17 protein-coding genes and 1 pseudogene are annotated in these 15,022 nt (G+C 37.9%); 15 read left to right on the top strand and 3 right to left on the bottom strand.

Annotation, left to right across the window (positions count from 1 at the left end):
* Nucleotides 1-66: 66 nt before the first annotated feature.
* From B5G11_RS03415 to B5G11_RS03390, 6 genes are all read left to right on the top strand, one after another.
* On the top strand, nt 67-309 hold the full coding sequence (locus B5G11_RS03415) for a complexin-2 (RefSeq protein ID WP_087252185.1): 243 nt from the start codon (nt 67-69) through the stop codon (nt 307-309).
* Nucleotides 310-483: 174 nt separating this feature from the next.
* Nucleotides 484-711 (top strand): DUF5348 domain-containing protein, encoded by a 228-nt coding sequence (locus B5G11_RS03410; RefSeq protein ID WP_087252184.1) that lies wholly within the window; start codon nt 484-486, stop codon nt 709-711.
* A 343-nt stretch (nt 712-1,054) separates the two neighbouring features.
* Nucleotides 1,055-2,566 carry a MobA/MobL family protein gene (locus B5G11_RS03405; protein WP_204229564.1) on the top strand — a complete coding sequence of 504 codons (1,512 nt, stop codon included), beginning with the start codon at nt 1,055-1,057 and terminating at the stop codon, nt 2,564-2,566.
* A 10-nt stretch (nt 2,567-2,576) separates the two neighbouring features.
* Entirely contained in the window at nt 2,577-2,984 is a 408-nt protein-coding gene (locus tag B5G11_RS03400; RefSeq protein WP_087252182.1) for a TnpV protein, read from the top strand.
* 206 nt (nt 2,985-3,190) lie between these two features.
* Nucleotides 3,191-4,483, top strand: a complete 1,293-nt coding sequence (locus B5G11_RS03395) for an IS110 family transposase (protein ID WP_087252181.1) — start codon at nt 3,191-3,193, stop codon at nt 4,481-4,483.
* A 777-nt stretch (nt 4,484-5,260) separates the two neighbouring features.
* A complete protein-coding gene (locus tag B5G11_RS03390; protein WP_087252180.1) occupies nt 5,261-6,280 on the top strand; it encodes a DNA methyltransferase in 1,020 nt (339 codons plus the stop codon).
* 28 nt (nt 6,281-6,308) lie between these two features.
* Here B5G11_RS03390 and B5G11_RS03385 read toward each other — a convergent pair whose 3' ends face one another.
* Entirely contained in the window at nt 6,309-7,298 is a 990-nt protein-coding gene (locus B5G11_RS03385) for a BstXI family restriction endonuclease (RefSeq protein ID WP_087252179.1), read from the bottom strand.
* A gap of 17 nt (nt 7,299-7,315) precedes the next feature.
* Nucleotides 7,316-7,552 (bottom strand): helix-turn-helix transcriptional regulator, encoded by a 237-nt coding sequence (locus B5G11_RS03380; RefSeq protein ID WP_087252178.1) that lies wholly within the window; start codon nt 7,550-7,552, stop codon nt 7,316-7,318.
* A 180-nt stretch (nt 7,553-7,732) separates the two neighbouring features.
* On the opposite strand from B5G11_RS03380, the gene B5G11_RS03375 reads away from it, so the two are divergent.
* The 6 genes from B5G11_RS03375 to B5G11_RS03355 all read left to right on the top strand — a co-directional run bounded on the left by B5G11_RS03375 (nt 7,733) and on the right by B5G11_RS03355 (nt 11,495).
* Nucleotides 7,733-8,896 (top strand): DUF262 domain-containing protein, encoded by a 1,164-nt coding sequence (locus B5G11_RS03375; RefSeq protein WP_087252177.1) that lies wholly within the window; start codon nt 7,733-7,735, stop codon nt 8,894-8,896.
* A 42-nt stretch (nt 8,897-8,938) separates the two neighbouring features.
* Nucleotides 8,939-9,424, top strand: coding sequence for a hypothetical protein (locus tag B5G11_RS03370; RefSeq protein ID WP_087252176.1), 486 nt, complete (start codon nt 8,939-8,941; stop codon nt 9,422-9,424).
* A gap of 11 nt (nt 9,425-9,435) precedes the next feature.
* On the top strand, nt 9,436-9,561 hold the full coding sequence (locus B5G11_RS16870) for a hypothetical protein (RefSeq protein ID WP_022425278.1): 126 nt from the start codon (nt 9,436-9,438) through the stop codon (nt 9,559-9,561).
* A gap of 65 nt (nt 9,562-9,626) precedes the next feature.
* Nucleotides 9,627-10,598: a caspase family protein gene (locus B5G11_RS03365; RefSeq protein WP_022425277.1), complete on the top strand. Its 972-nt coding sequence runs from the start codon at nt 9,627-9,629 to the stop codon at nt 10,596-10,598.
* Nucleotides 10,599-10,628: 30 nt separating this feature from the next.
* Nucleotides 10,629-11,012, top strand: a complete 384-nt coding sequence (locus B5G11_RS03360) for a hypothetical protein (protein ID WP_087252175.1) — start codon at nt 10,629-10,631, stop codon at nt 11,010-11,012.
* 27 nt (nt 11,013-11,039) lie between these two features.
* Nucleotides 11,040-11,495, top strand: a complete 456-nt coding sequence (locus B5G11_RS03355; RefSeq protein WP_087252174.1) for a toll/interleukin-1 receptor domain-containing protein — start codon at nt 11,040-11,042, stop codon at nt 11,493-11,495.
* Nucleotides 11,496-12,528: 1,033 nt separating this feature from the next.
* Here the strand turns inward: B5G11_RS03355 and B5G11_RS03350 are convergent.
* Nucleotides 12,529-12,837: an ATP-binding protein gene (locus tag B5G11_RS03350; RefSeq protein ID WP_087166885.1), complete on the bottom strand. Its 309-nt coding sequence runs from the start codon at nt 12,835-12,837 to the stop codon at nt 12,529-12,531.
* A gap of 371 nt (nt 12,838-13,208) precedes the next feature.
* On the opposite strand from B5G11_RS03350, the pseudogene B5G11_RS16865 reads away from it, so the two are divergent.
* The 3 genes and pseudogenes from B5G11_RS16865 to B5G11_RS03335 form a co-directional block, all read left to right on the top strand.
* Nucleotides 13,209-13,412 (top strand): annotated as a pseudogene (locus tag B5G11_RS16865) (ATP-binding protein); the annotation flags it as partial.
* An 81-nt stretch (nt 13,413-13,493) separates the two neighbouring features.
* The gene (locus B5G11_RS16860; RefSeq protein ID WP_255396383.1) at nt 13,494-13,892 is read left to right on the top strand and encodes a response regulator; all 399 of its coding nucleotides are present in this window, start codon (nt 13,494-13,496) and stop codon (nt 13,890-13,892) included.
* A 225-nt stretch (nt 13,893-14,117) separates the two neighbouring features.
* Nucleotides 14,118-15,014, top strand: a complete 897-nt coding sequence (locus B5G11_RS03335; protein ID WP_087166887.1) for a helix-turn-helix transcriptional regulator — start codon at nt 14,118-14,120, stop codon at nt 15,012-15,014.
* Nucleotides 15,015-15,022: the final 8 nt, after the last annotated feature.

Raw genomic sequence — 15,022 nt, 5'->3', positions numbered from 1 at the left:
TTTATATAGTGTGACGGTAGTGAAAATATCGTCACTATCGTCACGACCGTCACGGAAAGGAGAAACATGGAAAGAAAATTACAGGTACAGATACCAAAAGATTTATTACTGGCATTGTTCCAGTATCATCTTGCCGGGAACAAAGAATATCTGCCGGAGATAGAAAAAGCATTGATGGAAAAATTAGACAGTATGGTAAAACGTCAGTTATATACAACATTCAAAACAGCACCAACCGAGGAAGAACGGGAAAAGGCAAGACAAGAGTACTTGGATAAGTGTGGAATGCATGAGGACTTTCGTTGGTAAGGATTCTGCTTGATGACCTTATGACAGGAGCGTGCCACGCACCTGTAGATAGCAAACAAAGAGAAGGTCTGTAAGGTGTAGCCGGTAGTTGATTAGCGAAGAAAAAACTTTTCAAAAGGGAGCCCTGATTCAGGGCGTCCCTGCGGAAATGATAAATGAAGGGAGAGTGACACCATGAGAGAAGGAAGATTAGGTTACAACAGTTATAACAAAAGATATGGATTATTGTCATCAGACTTATGGATTGATCCAGGATTTCACTGCGGAGAATGTCTGGAAGTTCTAGTTGATGATCAGTGGGTAAAGACACGAATGGAAATGAATCTGGAGAGAGAATGGTATTTGGTTGGAACACCATATTGTGGAGATCTGGAATATGTACGGGCAAGGATACCGGAATAAAGCAGACAGGAAGAGTAATAGTCGGTTTGTTGTTAGTGAAAAAATAAGCCCGGATACGGGCAGAAAAAGAGGGCGGATACGCCCGAAATGAAAAGCGAAAGCCAAGTTGTGGTAGATGTAAGAAGCATCTCACAAAGCCCTCGGCGTTTGAGAGCGAAATATACCCATCGCACAAACTTCGTTTATGCTCTGCGTATTTCGCCCTTGCAGGGGGCTATTATAGCCAGAAACGGCAGTAAGTTCGTAAACGGATGCCGATGCATCCACTCACAAATGAAATGGCGGAATTTATTTTGCCGAAGACAAGGAGGGAGCGCCTATCGGAAGAAATTCATTTATTCAAATGACAAAACTAAGCAATGTAAAAGGCAGGATCACTTATATATCCAGTCATGCAAAACAGGAAAACCTCTATGCAGTTTATGAAACCACAGAACGGAAATTCTGGCAGGAACTTGCAAAATGTAATCAGGAAGAATTTGCAAAAAGTGGAACAGAAGGAAAATGTATTGAGGCAAGAGAACTGATCATTGCTTTGCCAGAGAGTTTTACAGAATATCAGCCGGATAGATTGCTGCAGCTTTTTACAAATCATTTTAAACAGAATTATGGAACAGAGTGTATTGCTGCTTTGCACCACAATAAAAGAAAGACCAATTATCACATTCATTTGATATTTGCAGAACGGAAACTACTGGATGAACCAATCATTAAGATTGCCGGCAGAAATATGTTTTATGATGAAAATGGAAAGCATGTCCGAACCAAGAAAGAGATATTGGGAGAAGATGGTGAGATACGAGAAGGCTGCAGTATCGTGAAAAAAGGTGAAGTATATGAGAAAAAATTGTTTACAGTGAAAGAGGAACGCTTCAAAAGTAATTCGTTTCTGGATGAGGTAAAGCATTCTTATACAGATTTAATCAATATTTATGTGCAGAACGAGAGCCAGAAGTTGCAGGTATTTGAGCGTGGCAGAGTGTATCTTGCAACAAAGAAAATCGGAAAAAATAATCCGAAGGCACAGGAAATAGAAGCGGATAATCAAAAACGCCGAGAATGGAACAGAGCTGTTGATATGGCATTGATTAGTGGAGTGCCGGAACCGAAGATAATGGAAGTGAAGCGGAAAGAAATCACGGAGCCGATCAGGGAATCAATTGCCCGGCGTGGAAACAGACCACGATTATTTTCCAGAGTTGTAACAGTGGCGGTCGAGGCATTGGAGTTTTTGATAGCAAGTGTGCTGTTTAAGAAGCCCAGGGAAGTGCCGGAGCAGACAAGTGTGGCACAGACAGAGCGAACGGAAGCCGAACACCAAGAGCATGTTGCTGAAAATAGCATGGCAGCAATCAAGACAACAAAAGAAGAAAAGGCAGAACCGGAACAACCTAAAATGACGAGGCTTGCATCAAAGTATCCGAAACTATTTAAAGTGAATAAAGAACTGGAAGATCAAAACGGTGCAATTCAACAGAAACAAAAACAGCTTTCTGCAAAGAAGAAAGAACTGTCAGAGGTCACGGGATGGTTTAAAGGAAGAAAGAAAAAAGAATTGCAGAAAGAAATTGATGAACTGAAAAGTCAGATCAGAGATATGAAAGATTACCTTCCAAGGATTGTACAGAAAATCGGATATAGAAGTGTACAGGAATTTTTAAAAGATTTTAAGGATTCTCAATCTGAGTATAGCCAATATCGAACTGCAATAGAAAAATGGAAGAAAGAAACAGGAAAAGAGCCAGTAGCACATGGTATTAGGGCGAAGCTGGCTGAAAAGAAACAAGAAATACAGAATGAACAGAAAAATAAACAGCATACCCGTAGTCAGAACAAAAATCGGGGAGCAAGATAGGAGGACAATCATGGAGAAACACATTATGGGAGAAAATGGAATCAGTTATACTTTAGGAGAGGACGGTCTGTATTATCCAGACCTGTACCTCCCGGAAGAGACAGAGTATCCGATTGGAAAGTATGGAATGTTGAGAAAGACATATTTGCAGGAGCATCGGAAGGGATTATATCTGGAGTTGGTACTTGCTGGAAAGTTAAATGAACATCTGCATCAGATTGACGAGAAGTGTAATCAGATGATGGACAGACTGGTGGAGCAGATGAAAGAAAAGCAGGGAGTGACAGAAGAACTGAAGATGCAGGATCAGATGGTATGGGTTGGGAAAATGAATAATATCCGGGCATGTGCGGAGGAGATAATCTATGAAACATTCATATTTATGTCTGATTACGATTATAGAAAATCATTGATATGAGGGAATTGCTTTGTTATAATAACCAAGTGCATAAATTAAGAAAAATAATAGAAAATTATATAGTACGATATTAGGAGCTTCCTGTATAATTCAAATATAGGGAATCCCGTGAAAGGTGGTTGAGAAAAAAGGATACCTCAGAGTAAAATAAGATTTGCTGACTTTGCGGGTTAGTAAAAATCTTATGAAACAGAGAGGTATCTGAAATGAAGTATAACACACAAAACGCAAAAATTGCATCTATTAAGGAAGAAACTTTAGTCCTTGGGATTGATGTCGGAAGTGAAACTCATTACGTAAGGGCATTCGACTGGCGCAATTATGAATTTTCTGATAAACCGTTGGCGTTCAGTAATGATGAAGCCGGATTCCTGACATTCATGGCATGGGTTGAGGATATCAAGGAGAAAGCCGGTAAAACTGCTGTAATCCCCGGAATGGAACCAACAGGACATTACTGGTTCAATCTTGGGAAGTCCCTGCAGGACAGCGGAATGAGACCGGTTCATGTGAATCCGCACCATGTAAAAAAATCGAAGGAGATGGACGACAATAATCCCGACAAGAATGACCGCAAAGATCCGAAGACCATCGCTGCACTGGTAAATGAAGGGCGCTTTTCCTATCCCTATATTCCAACAGGAGTTTATGCAGAGATCCGGAGCCTTTCCAATCTGCGTTTTCAGACACAGGAAGAGATCACAAGGATCCGAAACCGGATCGCACGATGGATCAGCATCTATTTTCCGGAATATAAAGACGTTTATGGGGAACTGGATGCAGTAAGCGGGATGATGGTGCTTCAGGAGGCTCCGCTTCCGATGAAGATAAAAGAATTGGGAGCGGAAGGGATCAATCAGATCTGGCGGAACGCAAAGCTGAGGGGCGTCGGGATGAAGAGGGCAAAGACCCTGTTATCGGCAGCGGAGCACAGCGTTGGGAGCCAGGAGGCACCAGAAGCGGCAAGCATGGAGATCCGGAATCTGTTGGAAGACTATGAGAAGTACAGCAGACGCATGGATGACCTGATGGTTAAGATAGAAGAAAAAATCAAAGAAATCCTCTATGTAGATAAACTTCTTGAGATCAAAGGGATCGGGCTGAAAACGGTATGCGGATTTATCGCGGAGGTCGGCGTCCTGAGCAGGTTTGATGACCCAAAGCAGGTACAGAAGCTGGCAGGATATGCGATTGTAAAGAACAGCTCCGGGAAACATGCAGGTGAAAGCCATATCAGTTACCGGGGGCGGAAAAGACTGAGATACGTGCTGTATGAAGCGGCGATATCCGTGATAGGGAAAAATAGTGAATTCAGGGAGATCCACCAGTATTATCAAACAAGAGAGAAAAATCCTCTGAAGAAGATGCAGTCGGTGGTAACGGTAGCATGTAAAGTCCTTCGAGTCTTCTATGCCATACTGACAAAAGGTGTAGATTACGATGGAGAAAAGATGCTGGGAGATATCAGGAGACCCGAAAGGGGTGTCCAGGCTGCATAAGAAGATAAGCTAACCGAAGGAAGACTGACGTGGTTGAAGTGAGCAGTCAGATACAAAGAGAACTGACTGCTGACCTCAGCCACGCCGGGAAGAAAACGGATGGCTGAAAGAACTGCTGTGAAGCAGAGGAAAAGGCAGAACGTGGGAGGGGAACGTCCGCTGGGAACAGCGCTGTCACGGGAAGCCAGTCAGTAAATGTTATATTTACAAAGAATGAGCCAGTAGTCGGCAGGAATATTTTCCATAGGGCAAGACCCAGGCAAGGAGCTAAGCTGACACCCTGGTTATGGGCAGGCGGAACGAAGGAAGTGAGGACCAGTACAGAAATGTGCAGAGATCCTGGTAGACACGGGAGGTGCGCCGCCATAGGAGGAAAGGGATATACAAGGCCATGTAAAACGGAAAAACAGAGACGTTTTATTTCGTATACCCATAACCATCTATTTTCGTACCAGATACAGAAAAACGCTCATGATCGAGGCTCATTCATCTGAGATAGAAACTTAGAAATCCCTTGATTTTAAGGGGAAAAACACTTGACTAAATAGGGAGGAAAAGCTATTTCATCTTTAACTTGACATTTATGAATTGCTCCGGAGCTACCGTAATCTTAAAACATTTGGAAAGCGCAGATTTATCGTGTGAATTAATACTTCTCATGTTTGAGAGGACAATTTAGATACCTTATTGTGGTGCAAGCATGAACGGCTTTTGACCTTTTGATTCGGATCTCATAGTATGGCTGTATATAATTTATGGAATTTGGAGATTGCCAAAATGGAAAAAGAAAAAATTTTTGGAGATATAAAAGAAAAATTTTATGATATTGATTTGGGGACAGAATCAAGTATTGTTGTTAATGGAGATTCTTTAGAGTTGCTAAATAAAGTGCCGGATCATTCAATTGCTTTGATTTTAACGGATCCACCATATCATTCCACTAAAAAACGTAATATTGTAGGCGATACAAGCTTTTCAAAAGATTCAGATTATATTGAGTGGATGAAAAAGTATGCAATTGAGTGGAAACGGGTACTGAAGCACAATGGAAGTATTTTTTGTTTTTGTTCGACAGCTATGTCGGCTCAATTACAAATAATGTTTTCACAGTACTTTAATATTTTATCGGAAATTACGTGGACTAAACCTAACGCTCCAGGATATGATGGCTGGAAACAAAAAATGAAAAAGGAATCATTAAGACAGTGGTATCCACATTCTGAAAGAATTATTTTTATGGAAAATGCAGTAGACGGAAATCTTTTTAAAAGTTATTTTGGAAGCCAATTAACTGCTTGGAGGAAAAGTGTTAAGATGTCTACAATAAAACTAGCAGAAATTACGGGGGCATATGGAAAAGTAAATCATGGTGGAGCAGTTGCAAATTGGGAAGCAGGGAGAAATATTCCGAGCAGAGAACAATATGAAAAAATAAAGGCTGCGTTAACAGGGGCGGGAGTAGAAGACATTCCTGATTTTGAGGATATTATAAGACCATTTAATGTAAATAAAGACGTGGAATTTACTGATGTATGGACATTTGAAAATGTTCGGCAATATCGTGGAAAACATCCAGCAGAAAAGCCAGTTGATTTATTAAAACATGCCATCAATGCAACAACTTATCCTGGAGATATTGTGTTAGATTGCTTTGCAGGCTCAGGTTCAACAGGAGTTGCAGCATTAGAACTTGAGAGAAAAAGTATATTGTTTGAAATAGAAGAAAAATGGAGTAACTATGCGGCAGATAAGATGCAGAGCGTAGAATATTTTGCAAAAGGGAAAGTCGGAAAATAATCCGACTTTCCTAATTTTTTGCTAGAGTTTAAAAGAATCCATTTTCTTTGTTTGCATCTAGAACGCTTTGCATCCATTCTAGAGTAGGATATATACCAGAGTCTTTTACTACAACATTACAGAAATGATGTCCCCAACCAAGGTTATAAGGTTTATGATTAAATGCACCATATTTTAGTTCGTTTATATGAAATAGATTCACTTGTGTAACTGTTAGGTCGGGAACCTCACGCCCTTCGGGTTGAGCTACTTTATTTAAAAATTCATTTCCTGAAAGTTCTTTTAGACAAAGAGGACAAATTGTACAGTTGTTTTCATTTATAATTCGCATTTCTTTTAATTTTTGATAATCGAGTAATCCATTTGCTTCGCAACGCTTAAGTATTTCAGATTTTCGAAATTGAGCATCTTCCAAGGTCATACCATTTTCAGAGGCAACTTTTATACTGTCAAAGCAAAGCCAATATTCAGCTTCAAGTTGAAGACGACATTCTTGTATTGTTAATTTACGTGCATATTCATATAAGCGAATGCCTGCACCTTTGGGAGATTGGGAAGCAAAACCTAGGTTTACTTTTTTGGAACGAGTTGAATCAAGAGCTGTTGTAGCAGGTACTCTTGCAACAAAATTTCCACCTAAAGGTTTTTCTCGGCTATTGGCAGGTGTCCATTTTAATTTTTCGGGATTATATGTATCCCAATCTGAACGTGTTTCGTAAAAAACTAAGCAGTTATCCCCAAGAGATAAATGATTATTAGCGAGGAACTGTGTCGGATTGTCTGAGTTAAAGTAATCCTTAGGCGAGATAAGTACGATATATCCCTTCTCAAATTTATTTTCTAGAGCAAGTGTTCTCAGATTTTCATCTCTAATCCACTGATGGAATGGAATAAGAACAGTGTTATTTCTGCTAACTCTGTTCTGAAAGATAACATCATCATCAGCACCTCTAGTTTGTCCTGTTTTGCTTATTTTTCTTTCAAGTAGTTCTGGTAATTTTGGTAGTTTCTTAGCCATAGTTTTTACCTCCTGAGTTAATTATTTGTTTCGATGCGTATTTTATCAACAAGTCTAAAAAGTTCAGTTAGTGAAATATTAAAGCCATCAGCAATTTTTTGTATATTATTTATTGAAATATTACGATGACCATTTTCTACAGAAGCGTAATAGGTTCGATCCATATTTATATGTAATGCAAATTTTTCTTGGCTAATTTTTTGAGAAATTCGTAATTGTTTAATTGCCATGCCAAAATATAATTGAATATTCATAAAATCACCTCTTTTTTATCATAAAATTAAGAAGATTATAAGACAACGGATTATAAGTCACAAATTGTATTGACACATAAATTAAAATATAGTAGCAGCTATTGACAAAATGAATAAAAACTGATAAATTTAATAAAAAACAATGAAGCTGCTAAAAAAAGCAGCTAGAAAGGAGACGGAATGAATATTAACAAACAATTGTTGGAGGCTGCAAATCTTAATCCAACAAAAAATAGTAGACAAGAATATATTTTTACGTTATGTGAGTATATAGAAAAGAATGAATTAACATTGCCTTTATATCAAAGAGATGTTAGTTGGACATTGGCAAAATGTGTTGAATTGTTAAATTATCAACTTTTAAGTAAATCTCCCATATCTGCAATCTCCATTAACATAATAAATAATACAGAAAAGGAATTTGCAGTACCACAAGTTTCTTTTATAGAAAGGGAATTACTTTCTGAAACTGTAAGAGGGCAGATGTCTGTTGTAGATGGGCAACAGAGGTTAACAACAAATTATAAAGCATATTGCAATCATCCAGATTTAAAAAGTGTAGTGTTAGATTTAGGAAAGGGAGAATTTGTTATAAACGCAGAAGCATATCGGAAAAATCAGGTACCAGTTGGTGTGCTCTTGAATAAAGATGATAACAAACTAATTGCTTATACAGAAAAAAATAAAGCTTTGGCATCACCAATGGTAGTAAATGCGTTACTACAGATTAGAAATAAAATAAAGACTTACCAATATACAATTAATTTTGCAACAGATCTTACCGAAGATGAGCAGATTAACTGGTTTGAGGTCTTGAATAATGCAGGAAGTCGTGTAAGTATTATTCAAATGAGATTTTCTAAATTGAAAGCACATGGTATTGATGTGTATACACAATATACGCATGTATATCGTAATAAGGTACAGGAATATGGATATGATTTTTTTACACCGCAGAAGACAAATGTTTCATATTCAATTGCAGCATTAAATCCAGCGTATGAAGTGCTTGTTTCCGGTAAACATTCGAATAATTTTGCACCCATTTCATCTGACACAAAAGAAAATCAGCTTTGCAACTTAGAGCCAGATAAATTAAAAGAATGCTTTGAAATGACATTAGAAGCATTGGAAAGAGCTTTGAAGTTTATAGAAAATAATGATTTGGAAAAATTTAATCGTTCTGATTATGTGAATTATCTCGTTGGGTATTTTGTATTCCATAGAGAAGATATTTCGGATAAGCAAAGAGAGAAATTGATAAATTGGTATAATGGTGTTGAATTTACTAATAAATCAAATACTGCTCGGAGAAAGATTTACACGGATCTGCTAAAGATATGAGGATAAGGGGATCCGGTTTTTATCAGAGTTGGGGAAAATAATATGCAAGAGAAGTACTGGAAATATATGGTTCAAATTAAAGCATGGATATTCTATTTAGATGTGTATACAGAAGATTCTTACAGATGGGATAGGATCATTAATATTGTTGTGGCAATTGCGTCTTCAACAAGTATTGCGGCATGGGCTATATGGCAGAAATATTCGTTTGTCTGGTCTATTATAATAGCAATTTCGCAGGTGTTAACAACGATTAAAGGTTTTTTGCCGTATAGTAAGCGATTAAAGATGTTAGTTCCATTTATGGAAGATTTAAAATTTCTATATAACAAAATAGAATATAATTGGTTTAAAGTAGCATCGGGAGATTTGTCAGAGAACGAGATAAATGAATTATTATATTCTTTTAAGGATGAGTTTGCCAATATAGAAAATAAAAACTTAAAAGAAGAGACATTATTAGAAAAAGATAATTTTAGAGAAATTGCCGATAGGAAAAATGATGCATATTTTGCAAATAATTTTTAAGAGGTGTAAGGATGGACGAAAATAATAAACAAAATAAACCAACTGGAGAAAAAAAAGGAGGAAAAAGGGGGTTTTCACTTCCTCCGACAACTTCGAAACCACCAATGCCACCGGTAAAACCGCCCAAAAAGAAATAAAAGATAATCGGTTGTGGGGAGTAGTAATGTAGGTGTATACTTAGAGATAAGAAAGGGGGATGAAAATGAGAAAAGCATTGTGTGTAGGAATTGATTGTTATGAGCATGTGGATGATTTGCATGGTTGTGTAAATGATGCTAATTCAGTAAAAGCAGCTTTAGAGCGAAATGGGGATGGAACTTTAAATTTTGAAGTAAAACTCATGTGTGCTACCAGTGAGGCATCATATATAAACAGAAATGATTTAAGGGATGCTATAGAAAATTTATTTAAAACTGATTCGGAAATAGCAGTTTTATATTATTCAGGTCATGGCTCATTCGATGCATTAGGAGGATATTTATGTACGAGTGAAATACAACGTCCTGATGAAGGCGTGTCATTAAATGAAGTGATGGGATTTGTGGCACAATCGAAAGCAAGAAATAAGATCATTATACTGGATAGTTGTTTTAGTGGAGCAATTTCTAATCCTGTAGAAATGCAGAATTATTCTGTGTTACATAATGGGACAACGATACTTGCAGCTTGTGGACCATCAGAATATGCTTCAGAAGAAAATGGACATGGCATTTTTACTTCTCTTTTAGTTGAAGCATTGTATGGTGGTGCTATGAATTTATTAGGTGAAGTGTCACCAGGTAGCATCTATTCTTATATTGATCGTTCATTGGGAGCGTGGGATGAGCAAAGACCGTTATTTAAGGCCAACATTAGTAGCTTTGTTTCATTAAGAAAAAATGCACCGCCGATTCCTATTGCAGAATTACGACAAATAACGGAAATATTTACTTCACAATATGATGAATATCCATTAGATCCAACTTATGAACCTGATAAACATGAAGCAGATGTTAAAGATGTAAACAAAGAGCATGAGGCTATATTCGCAACTTTGCAAAGATTTGTAAAATTGAATTTGGTAATTCCGGTGGGAGAAGAACATATGTATTATGCTGCAATTCATCATAAATCTTGTAAGTTAACGGCACAGGGACAACATTATTGGCAACTGGTAAATAAGAATACCATCTAAGTGAAAGCAATGTAGAAGGAGAAGATTTAAATGATAAATGTATTTATACCACATCGTTGGAACAATGATGACTATGAAACAATTACTGCATTATTGGATAGAACAAAATACAATGTAAGAGATTATTCTGTCCCAAGTAGCTCACCGTTTGACAGTATTGATAGGCGATATAATGTAGATCCGCAAATCCAAAGACAGATTAAATATGCAAATGTTGTTGTTTGTTCAAATCGTCCAGCAAATAATTACGGAATGTCGATGGATGAGATACGATTTGCTATTTCTATTGGTAAGCCGGTTGTTGCTGTTAAGATTACTGAAAGTACAAGTTCTAATATTACAAATTTAAATATTCCGGTAATAGCTAAACGAAAAGATTCATTGGAGGATTGGATTCGACGGAATGTGTATTAACGTTTATTAAAGATAAGGTGGTAAGAAATGCGGATATTTATATCTCATAAATTAGAAGATGTAGCTACGGCAAATTTGATAGCAAAAGAATTGCAAGAAATTAAAGTGGAATGTTATCTTGACTTGCTTGATAATTCTATAACAGAAAACGGTAAAGCTTTAACTGATCATATACGTGCAAACTTGAATGATTGCACAGATATAATCGTTGTTATGTCGAATATAACAAGATTTTCACAATGGGTTCCATTTGAAGTAGGTATGGCAGCACAAAAAGATATGCCGACAGCGACTTTTTTGAAGGAAGATGTTTCTTTGCCAGATTTTTTGCAATATTGGCCTCGATTAAAGAGGTATACGGATATTAAAAAATACGTATTAGCGAGAAATGATGTGGATAGAGAATATCGCTTTATTTATGAATCTGTGAGCCAACAGCGAAAAACAGAACATTTTTATGATGTGTTAAAACAACGTTTATAACAAAGAGAATGTGGCAACAAATTGGCAACAGAAAATCAGCGAGCCAAAATAATATATGCAACTGAAATAAAATAACGGCAAAAAAGATAGAAAACTTAAACAAATATATTTAAGAATATCTTTGGGCTTGCCGAGTTTGAATAGCGGACGAAAATGCGAAAAAGCCCGTAAATAAAGGCTTTGCGGGACTTCTGAATTGCCCGGTGGAGTGCAAATGGAGTTAAAATTTATTTTTTTCTCTTGCTTTTATTCCGGACAATGACGAGATTTTCGCAAAATCATCCAAATTCAGAAAGATATAATTAGTGGAAATTAAAGAACAGTTTGTTTTAATGGAAGTATTTTCCGTTGGAGCAAACTGTTTTTTTTATACTCTTTTTCAATGAGCTCCTGATACCAGATACATTATGGAAGCAACCGTAAAAAAAATAATTTTTGCAAAAATCCGAAATAGGATGTCCTGTTTTGCACCTGTCAGTACAGAGTATATGAAAAGATAAATATTCAAAATACAGGATGTAAATAACGGTGAATTAGTACCATCTGCACGGTCTAACTGTACCACCCTGCCGAAACAAGAGTACCGCCTTGCCGGTTGGCTGTACCGGTCGGCAACTGCACTTTGCCAACGATGCGAACCACTTTTCCGGTGAAGTGAACCATCCTTCCGGATGGTTGATCCACTCGATATTCGATTACTTTGCCTAAAGACGGTATCTGGCGAGAATGGAGCTTGCAATGGCTGTTATCGCCTCGCTGACGCAACTACGACATTGACAAGTGCCATCCTGCCAGATGAATGACAGCTAAACAAAGCAAACGCATTCCGTGCTGATGGAGCGTTGACTCCACAGCCGATGACCTGATGTTTTCAGGACATCTTACATAGAGTCATTCCAGCACATACGCTGATGACTATAGATTATTACCTTGACAACTTAATACCGGTCGTCATCCTGACCCTGGGCAATCCTTATCATGGAATCCACATGCTCCTTAAATGACATTGGATCTCCGCCATCATAGTAGATCCTCATGTACTCCTGGTACGCCAGGTTATCGTAGAGAAGCGTGTCAGCTGCGTCTTGTCCAGCTTACGGTCCGGATGGTATTCGATCTCTTCCATACAAGCATTTGGCGCTGAAAATCCGGCATCACGGATGCATTTGGCGAGCTTATTGGCCTGGCGGCGGTTCCACTCTGCATCGACCAGGAGAGCGATCCGCTCCTCGAAGCCGAGACTGCTGTAGGTATCAGGATCGCTCAGCTGGGACTCCAGTTCTTTGGCCATGGCTGAGAACCGCATCTGCTTGAGGGTATCAATCGTTGACTGGTTGATCATATGTTTGCACCCCCTTTCCGGAAAGCATCAGCGCCTCGTGTGATCCCGTGGCGGGTGCCATTTTTCGGCACAGGTGCTTCAGCGGCTTGATTGAGGGGAATCCTATCCTGTCCGTTTTTGAGAATGGTGAGGATGCTCCTCAGCGCAGGTGTCGATGAAAAGTAAAACAGACATCGGCTTATGAAATCATTGGTAACCTGAACAAAGAACTGGAAGAACAGGGATATCTGACACTTAGAGGAAAAGTTCCAACAAAATATTTTGTAAAGCGTTTCTATGGAGTAGAAGACACCTGCGAAATCCCACAGGAAGAAGGAAAGGAATGGTTTCATGCGTAAGTAGCATGTGAAGGTGGAAAGGCAACCTATAAGTTTAGATGCTCAGATACAGGGCGTGGTATGAGTAAAAGTTTTCTTTCTCATGTGTTTGAACCGTTCGCACAAGAAGATTCCAGTGCAAGGACCAGTTATATGGGAACTGGGCTTGGAATGCCGATTGCCAAACAACTCACAGAAATGATGGGCGGAAAGATTGCGGTAGAAAGCGAATTAAATGTCGGTACAACCTTCACAGTTACAATTTCATTTGAACTCGATTCAGATTATAAAGAAGAAGACACGCTGGAAGAGGAAAATTTATCGAAAAATCTTTCGGGATTGACAGCACTTTTGGTAGAAGATAATGAGTTGAATATGGAGATTGCTAAGTTTATTCTGGAAAATGCTGGAATCAATGTCGTCACTGCAAAAGATGGAAAAGAGGCAGTCGATATTTTTGCGAAATCAGAGGTGCATTATTTTGATGTGATTCTCATGGATATTATGATGCCGGTGATGGATGGACTGACTGCTACAAAAACAATTAGATCACTGGAACGGCAAGAAGCAAAAACAATTCCTATTTTTGCAATGACTGCAAATGCGTTTCTGGATGATAAAAAACAAAGCAAAGAAGCCGGAATGAATGAACACTTATCGAAGCCGTTGGATGAAAAGAAACTGATGAATACGATTTGGAAATATACAATCGGGAAAAATTCAAATAGCAAAGAATAGTGTGTGATTGTTGGTAGAGGTATATTCGTTTTTGGGTAAATAACAATTCTAAGCGGTTGATCTTTATGGTTGACCGCTTTTTCCGCCTTCAAAAAATCAGAAGATTCTATTCCAGCAATTTCTGGTAATTCAATGAAAATCTGTTGAATACAGCATGATTCTACCATTAAGGGGTGTACTTTTTCTGAGAAAATAGATACTATAATCCCAAAAGGGGGAATGGCTATGGACCTTGTGAAAATCGGAAGCTATATTGCAGAAAAAAGAAAAAAACTTGGTATGACTCAAAAACAGCTCGCTGAGAAACTGGGGAAGAGTGATAAGTCAGTTTCTAAGTGGGAACGAGGGATCTGTTTACCAGATGTGTCTGTGTATTTAGAATTATGTGAAATATTAGGCATCAGTCTAAATGAATTTTTGGCTGGTGAAGATATTGAGGTAACTAATGTAGAAAAAAAATCGGAAGATACACTGATACAGATATCAAAAGATAGTAGTCATAAACAGCGTTATTTAAAGAAGATTATTGCTGTACTTCTTATTGTTGTGGGAGTATGTGTTATTGTTTTTGGAATCATGGTATGTAATAAATTGCGGCAACCACAAAATTATATAGAAGCAGTAGCACCAGATAGTGTAGAAATGAAAACAGCTGAATTGTTATCTGGAATTGATGGAACCATGATGTTTCGATACAATTCAAAAGATACATTTCAAACATTGTATGTTTACTTGTCAGAATACCAGTCTGGAAAACGAATTTCTCATAAGAAGGTTTTGGAACTTTCCTATGAGGATGTGAAATCTGCAAAAAATGGATGGATTGTTATTACGCCGGATTTTGATAATTTTACTGCAAAGCTTATTGCGGCAGATGAATATTCAAAATATATGACAGAAATGCCAATCTTGGAGGGTGTTGCAAACAGAGAATATTATGGCAGATCTGCAACGTCTATAGAGAACAAAAGCCCGATAGAATACGGAACAGAGCAAGGATTGGCAGCACTGATCTATGGCGAACAAGGAGTGAGTTCGTTGCCGATACAGGATATTAAAGGTGAATACATAGATACAGATAATGAGTATATGTATTATTATTCGGTTGAGTTCGTAAAATAAGAATAGTA

This window comes from Drancourtella sp. An57 (assembly GCF_002161525.1).
Taxonomy (GTDB): Bacteria; Bacillota; Clostridia; order Lachnospirales; family Lachnospiraceae; genus Sellimonas; species Sellimonas catena.
Note: the sequence above shows the minus strand (reverse complement) of the source record. Positions and strands in the feature narration are given on the sequence as shown.

Coding starts and splice junctions, on each gene's coding strand:
- B5G11_RS03415 (WP_087252185.1), top strand. CDS start 67: ATGGAAAGAAAATTACAGGTACAGATACCAAAAGATTTATTACTGGCA.
- B5G11_RS03410 (WP_087252184.1), top strand. CDS start 484: ATGAGAGAAGGAAGATTAGGTTACAACAGTTATAACAAAAGATATGGA.
- B5G11_RS03405 (WP_204229564.1), top strand. CDS start 1,055: ATGACAAAACTAAGCAATGTAAAAGGCAGGATCACTTATATATCCAGT.
- B5G11_RS03400 (WP_087252182.1), top strand. CDS start 2,577: ATGGAGAAACACATTATGGGAGAAAATGGAATCAGTTATACTTTAGGA.
- B5G11_RS03395 (WP_087252181.1), top strand. CDS start 3,191: ATGAAGTATAACACACAAAACGCAAAAATTGCATCTATTAAGGAAGAA.
- B5G11_RS03390 (WP_087252180.1), top strand. CDS start 5,261: ATGGAAAAAGAAAAAATTTTTGGAGATATAAAAGAAAAATTTTATGAT.
- B5G11_RS03385 (WP_087252179.1), bottom strand. CDS start 7,298: ATGGCTAAGAAACTACCAAAATTACCAGAACTACTTGAAAGAAAAATA.
- B5G11_RS03380 (WP_087252178.1), bottom strand. CDS start 7,552: ATGAATATTCAATTATATTTTGGCATGGCAATTAAACAATTACGAATT.
- B5G11_RS03375 (WP_087252177.1), top strand. CDS start 7,733: ATGAATATTAACAAACAATTGTTGGAGGCTGCAAATCTTAATCCAACA.
- B5G11_RS03370 (WP_087252176.1), top strand. CDS start 8,939: ATGCAAGAGAAGTACTGGAAATATATGGTTCAAATTAAAGCATGGATA.
- B5G11_RS16870 (WP_022425278.1), top strand. CDS start 9,436: ATGGACGAAAATAATAAACAAAATAAACCAACTGGAGAAAAAAAAGGA.
- B5G11_RS03365 (WP_022425277.1), top strand. CDS start 9,627: ATGAGAAAAGCATTGTGTGTAGGAATTGATTGTTATGAGCATGTGGAT.
- B5G11_RS03360 (WP_087252175.1), top strand. CDS start 10,629: ATGATAAATGTATTTATACCACATCGTTGGAACAATGATGACTATGAA.
- B5G11_RS03355 (WP_087252174.1), top strand. CDS start 11,040: ATGCGGATATTTATATCTCATAAATTAGAAGATGTAGCTACGGCAAAT.
- B5G11_RS03350 (WP_087166885.1), bottom strand. CDS start 12,837: ATGATCAACCAGTCAACGATTGATACCCTCAAGCAGATGCGGTTCTCA.
- B5G11_RS03335 (WP_087166887.1), top strand. CDS start 14,118: ATGGACCTTGTGAAAATCGGAAGCTATATTGCAGAAAAAAGAAAAAAA.